Source organism: Variovorax sp. 01T439_2, from assembly GCF_056398445.1.
The window spans coordinates 1-6269 of sequence record NZ_JBFTPJ010000487.1 but is presented as its reverse complement, the minus strand read 5'-3'; the positions used below and the strand labels follow the sequence as shown (position 1 = coordinate 6269).

Below are 6269 nucleotides of genomic sequence, written 5' to 3'. Positions count from 1 at the left end.
GTCGAGAACTACGCCAAGCTGCTGAACGACCACCGCGTGTTCGCCTTCTTCGGCTGCGTGGGCTCGGGCACCACGGCCGCCGCGGCCAAGCTGCTGCAGCAAAGCGGCGCGCCCAGCGTCGGCGGCTACGGCGTGGGCGACAGCGCGCGCGAACGCGTGGCGGGCTCGGCCTACTTCGTGCGCGCCAGCAACGCACGCGAAGCGCAGGCGCTGGTCGAGCACCTGTCGACCATCGGCGTGAACAAGATCGCGATCGCCCACCTGGACAATCCCGGCGGCGTGGAGGCGGTGAAGCTGATCGAGGCGGCCATGGCCACGAACAAGCAGGCGCCCGCGCTGGTGGTGTCGGTGAAGGGCGACGGCTCGACCTCCGCGGCCGCCGGCAAGATGCTGGCCGACAGCCAGTCCCAGGCCGTGCTGATGTACCTGGCCGGCACCGTGGCCGGCGAGGTGATCAAGGCGACCTATGCGGCCGGCAGCAAGCCGATGTTCTATGGCATGTCGATCGTGCCGGGCGAGGTCACGGCCAAGGTGGTGCAGCTGCAGGCCAGCGGCCTGGCCATCTCGCAGGTCATGCCCTACCCCTGGGGCGAGGTGGAATCCGTCACGCGCGACTACCGCCGGCTGGCCGAGCGCGCGCAGGTGCCGGTGGGCTACGGCAGCTTCGAGGGCTACCTGAACGCGCTGGTGATGATCGAGGCGCTCAAGCGCACCGGCCGCGACCTGACGCGCGCGCGCCTGCATGCAACGCTGCGGGCGTTCAGGCTGCGACTGGCCGGCATGGACATCGACTTCTCGACCGGCGCCAATGCCGGCTCGCGCTTCATCGAGATGGTGCGCGTCACGCCCGAAGGCCGCTTCGTGCGCTGAACGGGCGATGGGGTTCGCCGGGCAGGCGGCGCTCGCGCTCTAATAGCGCCATGTGCCAACTGCTTGGAATGAACTGCAACACGCCCACGGACGTGACCTTCAGCTTTACGGGCTTCGCGCAGYGCGGCGGGCGCACCGACCACCATGCCGACGGCTGGGGCATCGCCTTCTTCGAGGACCGCGGGCTGCGCCACTTCGTCGACCACATGCCCGCGAGCGAGTCGCCGGTGGCCGAGCTGATCCGGCGCTACCCGATCCAGAGCCGCAACGTCATTGCGCACATCCGCAAGGCCACGCAGGGCGCCGTCAACCTGCAGAACTGCCACCCCTTCGTGCGCGAGCTGTGGGGCCGCTACTGGGTGTTCGCCCACAACGGCGACCTGAAAGACTTCCGCCCGCGCCTGCACGGCAACTTCCACCCGGTGGGCAGCACCGACAGCGAGCACGCCTTCTGCTGGATCATGCAGGAGCTGGCCAAGTCGCATGCGGGCGTGCCGAGCATCGAGGAGCTCACGCTCACGCTGCGCGAACTGGCGCCGCAGCTTGCGGGCCACGGCACCTTCAACTTCATGCTGTCGAACGGCCAGGCGCTCTGGGCCCACGCCTCCACGCACCTCTGGTACGTGGAACGGCGCCATCCTTTCGTCACGGCGCAGCTGTCGGACGAAGACCTGGAGATCGACTTCGCAAAGCACACCACGCCGAACGACCGCGTGGCGGTGGTCGTGACCGCGCCGCTCACCACCAACGAAAGCTGGACGGCCTTCGCGCCCGGCGAGCTGCACGTGTTCGTGGACGGGCAGCTGGCGGCGTTCTGAAGCGGCCCCGCACAGCCGCTCGATTGACGACTTTTCCCTGACACTTTTCCGCAACATCGCGGGAAAGTTTCGAAATCATGGGCTTTGTTATCGAATAATAACGGTTCTCATTTGTATTACAGATTGAACCGTTCCATGTCCGCTGCTCCGTTTCTCCGGCTTCGCCCGACCGTGGCCGCCTCGCTGCTGGCCCTTCATGCCGTGGCCGCCCTTGCACAGACCACCGCGGCGCAGCCGGCCGCCTCGCCCTCGCCGTCTTCATCGAACGGCACGCTGGCCACCATCACCGTCGAAGCCAGCGCCGACGCCTCGGCCGAGGGCCTGACCAAGCCCTACGCGGGCGGCCAGGTGGCGCGCGGCGGGCGCGTCGGCATCCTGGGCAACCAGGACATGATGAGCACGCCGTTCTCCGGCACCAGCTACACCCACGAGCTGATCCAGAACCAGCAGGCCAGGAGCGTGGCCGACGTGCTGCAGAACGACCCGACGGTGCGCGTGGCGCGCGGCTTCGGCAACTTCCAGGAGTCGTATTTCATCCGCGGCTTCATCGTCAACTCGGACGACATCGCCTACAACGGCCTTTATGGCCTGCTGCCGCGGCAGTACATCTCGTCCGAGCTGTTCGAGCGCGTGGAAGTGTTCCGCGGTGCGAGCGCGTTCCTGAACGGCGCCACGCCCTCGGGCGGCGGCATCGGCGGCAACATCAACCTGCTGCCCAAGCGCGCGCCGAACGAGCCGCTCACGCAGGTCACGCTGGGCACGGCCAGCGGCTCGCAGGCCTATGCGGCGACCGACATCGCGCGCCGCTTCGGCCCCGACCAGAGCGTGGGCGTGCGCCTGAACGCCGCGCACCGCGACGGCGGCACGGGCGTGGACGGCGAAGGCGTCAAGCTCGACGTGCTCTCGGTGGGCCTGGACTGGCGCAGCCGCGATGCGCGCATCTCGGCCGACATCGGCCACCAGGAGCATCGCCTGCGCAACACGCGGCCCAACGTGACGCTCGGCAGCGGCGTCACGGTGGTGCCCAGGGCGCCCGACAACAGCACGAACTTCGCGCAGCCCTGGACCTATTCCTACGAGCGCGACACCTTCGGCTCGGTGCGCGGCGAGTACGACATCACGCCGGACATCACGGCCTGGGCCGCCGCCGGCGCGCGCAGCAGCTACGAGAACAATTCCCTCGCGGGCCCGACGGTCTCCAACGGCCTCACGGGCGCGGCCACGATGACCCGCTTCGACAACACGCGCGAGGACAAGGTCAAGACGGCCGAGATCGGCGTGCGCGGCAAGCTGCGCACCGGCGGCGTGGGCCATGAATGGGTGCTCGGCTATTCCTACTTCGACCTCGAGAAGAAGAACGCCTACGGCATGGGCCTGGGCGCCGGCGGCACGCTCAACACCGGCATCTACTCTCCGCGCAGCTATTTCCCGCCGGCGCTGACCTACCTGGGCAACGACCTCGCCAACCCCGCGCTCAACGGCACCACCACGCTCAAGAGCCTGGCCATCGGCGACACGCTGTCCTTCATGGACGACCGCCTGCGCCTGACGCTGGGCGCGCGCCGCCAGACGATCGAGACCGCCGACATCGGCTACCGCATCGTGAGCAACGGCCGGCAGACCGCCGCCGGCGGCACCGTCAGCTCGTACGACCAGAGCCGCACCAGCCCGCTGGCGGGCATCGTGTTCAAGGCCAACGACCGGCTGTCGGTCTATGCGAACTACATCGAAGGGCTGGCGCAGGGCGAAACCGCGCCCGCCCAGTCCGGCGGCCAGCCGGTGCTCAATGCCGGCCAGCAGCTGCGCCCCTACGTCTCCAAGCAGAAGGAGGTCGGCATCAAGTACGACGCCGGCCAGATCGGCGGCACCCTCGCCTTCTTCTCCACCGAGAAGCCGCGCGCCTTCGTGCAGGGCAACTACTTCTCCGCGAACGGCAAGGACCGCCACCAGGGCGCCGAGCTCAGCGTCTTCGGCCAGGTCAGCAAGGGCCTGCGGCTGCTGGGCGGCGTGACCTGGCTGGACGCCAAACAGAAGGACACGGGCAGCAGCACCACCGACGGCAAGCGCGTGATCGGTGTGCCCAAGGCGCAGGGCAGCATCGGCGTCGAATGGGACGTGCCGGGCGTGCAGGGCCTCTCGCTCGACGGCCGCGTGGTGGCGAGCGGATCGAGCTACGCCAATGCCGCCAACACGCTGCGCGTGCCGGGCTGGACCCGCGTGGACATCGGCGCGCGCTACGTGACCGAAGTGAGCGGCAAGCTGCTCACCCTGCGCGCGCGCATCGAGAACCTGGCCGACCGCAACTACTGGTCCTCGGTCGGCGGCTATCCCGGCTCCGGCTACCTGGTGCTCGGCGCGCCCCGCACGTTCAACCTCTCGGCCACGCTCGAGTTCTGATGCGCGCCCTTGCAACCGCCGTGCACCGCTGGGCGGGACTGGCGGTGGCCCTGTTCCTCGTCGTCTCGGGGCTGACCGGCGCCGTCATCTCGTGGGACCACGAGATCGACGGCTGGCTCAACCGCAAGCTCTACGACACCGCGAGCCGCGGCCCCTTCAAGGACCAACCAGGTGTTCGTCGACCCGGTGACGGCCGAGGTGCGCGGCCGCCGCGACTCGACCGCGATCTCGCTCAAGCCCGAGACGCTGATGCCCTTCCTGCGCAAGCTCCACTACATGCTGCACGTGCCGGCGATGTGGGGCACCGACCGGCTGGGCTACTGGATCATGGGCACGGTGGCGCTGGTGTGGCTGCTCGACAGCTTCGTTGCGCTGTACCTCACGACGCCGCGCCGGCTGCGCCGGGCGGTGCATCCGGAGCACCGGCCCGCGGGCGCCTGGTGGCAGCGCTGGAAGCCGGCCTGGACGGTGCGCTGGGCCGACGGCGGCTACCGGCTCAACTTCGACCTGCACCGCGCGGGCGGGTTGTGGATCTGGCTGCTGATCATCGTCATTGCCTTCACCTCGTTCTCGCTGAACCTCTACAAGGAGGTGTTCCACCCGATGCTCTCGCTGGTGTCGAAGACCACGCCCGGACCGTCGGCGCTGGTGCCGCTCGCGTCGCTGGGCACGCGCATCGAACCCGCCATCGGCTTTCGCGAGATCGTGGCGCAGGCCGATGCCGAGGCCCGGCGCCGCGGCTGGACCACGCCGCTGGGCGGCGTGTTCTACAACGCGCGCGGCGGCTTCTACAACATCTCGTTTTTCGACCGCGCCTCGCACGACGACAGCGACGGCATGGGTTTGTCGAACCTCTACCTCGACGGGCGCGACGGCCACCTGATCGGCAGCAACCGGCCGTGGCACGGCACGGCGGCCGACGTGTTCGCGCAGCTGCAGCTGCCGCTGCATGGCGGGCGCATCCTCGGGCTGCCGGGGCGCATCCTGATGTCGGCCATGGGCCTTGCGGTGGCGATGCTGTCGATCACCGGCATCGTGATCTGGGCGCGCAAGCTGCGCTCGCGGCGGCTGCAGGACCGGCGCCAGCGCGAACCGGCCGGCGCGGCCCCGGCGCTCAGGCAGGACGCAGGGTTTTCTCCAGCGCGTCGATGAACATCGCCGGCACGTCGAAGCCGGTCTGCTCTGTGATCTCCTGGAAGCAGGTCGGGCTGGTCACGTTGATCTCGGTCACGGAATCGCCGATCACGTCGAGCCCGATCAGGAGCAGGCCGCGCGGCGCGAGGGCGCGGCCCACGGTTTCGGCGATCTCGCGGTTGCGCGGCGTGAGCGGCTGCGCCACGCCCTTGCCGCCGGCCGCCAGGTTGCCGCGCACTTCGGAGCCCTGCGGAATGCGCGCCAGCACGAACGGCGCCGGCTCGCCCGCGATGATCAGGATGCGCTTGTCGCCCTGCACGATGTCGGGCACGAAGCGCTGCACCATGATGGTCTCGGCGCCGTTCTTGTTGAGCGTCTCGACGATGGAGCCGAGGTTCAGCGCGTCCTGCCTGACGCGGAAGATGCCCATGCCGCCCATGCCGTCGAGCGGCTTCAGGATGATGTCGCCGTGCTCGGCATGGAAGTCGCGCACGGCCTGCGCGCTGCGCGTGACCAGCGTGGGCGTGGTGAACTGCGGAAACTCCATGATCGCGAGCTTCTCGGGATGGTCGCGCAGCGCGCGCGGCTTGTTGACCACGTGCGCGCCTTCGCGCTCGGCCTGCTCGAGCAGGTGGGTGGCGTAGATGTACTCGGCGTCGAAGGGCGGGTCCTTGCGCATGAGCACCGCGTCGAAGTCCTTCAGCGCCTTCGATTCGCGGATGTCCTCGCGGTACCAGGCCTTGCTGTCGCCGGTAAGCGTGAGCTGCTGCACGTTGGCCGTGACCAGGCCGCCCGACACCCACTGCAGGTCTTCCGGCAGGCAGGCCGCGATGCGGTACCCGCGGCGCTGGGCCTCGCGCATCATCGAGAAGGTGGTGTCCTTGTAGATCTTGAAGTGATCGAGCGGATCGGCGACGAAGAGGATGTTTTTCATCTGGGAGTCTTTCCGGCGCCGGGTGTGGCCGCCATGTTGCTGCTGTCTGGCGCGATGTTGCCGGAAGCGGCGATGCCCTTGCCGGCGGAGGCCTTTGTGCGCCCGGCCTGCTGCAC

General features: G+C 69.0%; 5 protein-coding genes and 1 pseudogene. 5 read left to right on the top strand and 1 reads right to left on the bottom strand.

Features of this window, described 5'->3' with window-relative positions:
* From AC1DOC_RS21180 to AC1DOC_RS21160, 5 genes and pseudogenes are all read left to right on the top strand, one after another.
* Nucleotides 1-870, top strand: an 870-nt coding sequence (locus AC1DOC_RS21180; RefSeq protein ID WP_478130426.1) for an ABC transporter substrate-binding protein, incomplete at its 5' end; no start/stop codon positions are given.
* A gap of 50 nt (nucleotides 871-920) precedes the next feature.
* Nucleotides 921-1688 (top strand): class II glutamine amidotransferase, encoded by a 768-nt coding sequence (locus AC1DOC_RS21175; protein WP_478130425.1) that lies wholly within the window; start codon nucleotides 921-923, stop codon nucleotides 1686-1688.
* Between the two features lie 135 nt (nucleotides 1689-1823).
* On the top strand, nucleotides 1824-4085 hold the full coding sequence (locus tag AC1DOC_RS21170; RefSeq protein ID WP_478084469.1) for a TonB-dependent receptor: 2262 nt from the start codon (nucleotides 1824-1826) through the stop codon (nucleotides 4083-4085).
* Nucleotides 4085-4273, top strand: a pseudogene (locus AC1DOC_RS21165) (PepSY domain-containing protein); the annotation flags it as partial. The gene AC1DOC_RS21170 and the pseudogene AC1DOC_RS21165, both read left to right, overlap by 1 nt.
* 61 nt (nucleotides 4274-4334) lie before the next feature.
* The gene (locus tag AC1DOC_RS21160; protein ID WP_478130427.1) at nucleotides 4335-5237 is read left to right on the top strand and encodes a PepSY-associated TM helix domain-containing protein; all 903 of its coding nucleotides are present in this window, start codon (nucleotides 4335-4337) and stop codon (nucleotides 5235-5237) included.
* Here the strand turns inward: AC1DOC_RS21160 and gshB are convergent.
* Nucleotides 5200-6153, bottom strand: a complete 954-nt coding sequence (gene gshB / locus AC1DOC_RS21155; protein WP_478079717.1) for a glutathione synthase — start codon at nucleotides 6151-6153, stop codon at nucleotides 5200-5202. The genes AC1DOC_RS21160 and gshB overlap by 38 nt on opposite strands.
* Between the last annotated feature and the right edge of the window lie 116 nt (nucleotides 6154-6269).

What these genes read in the sequence shown, in the direction of transcription:
- AC1DOC_RS21170 (WP_478084469.1), top strand. Translation starts at nt 1,824, where the DNA reads ATGTCCGCTGCTCCGTTTCTCCGGCTTCGCCCGACCGTGGCCGCCTCG.
- AC1DOC_RS21160 (WP_478130427.1), top strand. Translation starts at nt 4,335, where the DNA reads ATGCCCTTCCTGCGCAAGCTCCACTACATGCTGCACGTGCCGGCGATG.
- gshB (WP_478079717.1), bottom strand. Translation starts at nt 6,153, where the DNA reads ATGAAAAACATCCTCTTCGTCGCCGATCCGCTCGATCACTTCAAGATC.